The 1,334-nt window shown below is 44.0% G+C and carries 1 protein-coding gene and 1 pseudogene; both read right to left on the bottom strand.

Annotated elements, in window-relative coordinates:
- Positions 1-28: 28 nt before the first annotated feature.
- Positions 29-924, bottom strand: a pseudogene (locus LI112_RS17750) (IS3 family transposase).
- A 2-nt stretch (positions 925-926) separates the two neighbouring features.
- On the bottom strand, positions 927-1,259 hold the full coding sequence (locus tag LI112_RS17745) for a transposase (protein ID WP_055057140.1): 333 nt from the start codon (positions 1,257-1,259) through the stop codon (positions 927-929).
- Between the last annotated feature and the right edge of the window lie 75 nt (positions 1,260-1,334).

Here is a 1,334-nt window from a genome sequence, read left to right as displayed (position 1 = left end):
TCCTTTACACTTTTTCTTCACGAAACTTTTAAGCCACCTGTCCCAATGACTCATAGTATTTTTTCCTCTTGGTCATTGGAGGCAGACCACCATTGGCCGAACAAATCCTCCGATTCCAATAGATGATGAAATATCTCCATATCAGCGTTTTCAGTTCCTCTATTGTCATTTGCTTCGTGTCATATCTACCATACAGAAGTTCTTCTTTCATTCTTGCCCACATAGCCTCACAGCGTGCATTATCATGGCACCATCACTGTTCATACTCTGTATGATTCCATGACGGCTTAACTCTGCCCGATAGGATGCGCTTGCGTACTGGCTTCCCCGGTCACTGTGTAGGATCATCCCACAGACCGATGGATTGGATTTTACCATATTCTCTATTGTAGATGTGCACAGCTCTGTTTTCATGTTGTCTGACATAGACAGGCCAAGCACATCAAGGTCGTAACAATCGAAGATCGCGGAAACATAGAGTTTCCCATTCTTTGCTGGAATCTCGGTGATATCTGTCACACATTTTTTTAGTGGGCTCCCCGCCCTGAAATCCCGGTTCAAAAGATTCTCCGACTTTCTTGCGTTGCGATCGGCCTTTGTAATGCCATGGGGTTTACGGTTTGGTCTATGGCTAAGCCCGATTCTTTCCATGATTCGGTAGACAGTTCTTTCGCTTGGGACATCTTCATTCGGGTATTTCAGCTTTAACGCCTGGTTCATCCGACAGCGTTCATAAGTATCATTACATTCATCCTCCTCCACGATGACACGCATTTTTTCCGCAATGTTCTCATATTTCCATGGGTCATCCCGATGCTTCAGATACCAGTAAAATCCCTGTCTTGTCACATCAAGCACATCACAATAAAACGCGATTTTTCCCTTAATCATGCCGCCATCCGTCTTTCTATCAATAAACTGCATTCTCAGATTTTTGCTGACTTCCGACGGCTTGCTGCGAAAAAAGCGCTTGCCTCCGCTAAAAACTCATTTTCCTCTTTTAATCGGGCAATTTCCTTTGCCTGTTCTCGGGTCTGTTGTCTGAGTTTCTGCACCTCCTCCGTAAGACTCATAGCTGTATCTGGGGTCTGTGTGCCTAGTCCTAAGTCCAGCCGGGCATCTTTTGCTCGTTTATTCCATCCATACAGCGTATCTACGTTGACACCCAGTTCTATTGCCGCTTTGCTGAATCCGATCTCTCTTCCTAGCTTCACCGCCTGAATTTTGAATTCTTCATCATAAACCTTTTTCTGTGCCATTTTACAACCTCCATTTTCACTTCTTTTTTATAAATCTGTGAAGTAGAAGTGTCAAGTATTATGATACAACATCAG

Source organism: Blautia sp. 210820-DFI.6.14, assembly GCF_020558815.1.
Lineage (GTDB): Bacteria > Bacillota > Clostridia > Lachnospirales > Lachnospiraceae > Blautia_A > Blautia_A obeum.
This window is presented reverse-complemented; position numbering and strand designations above follow the sequence as displayed.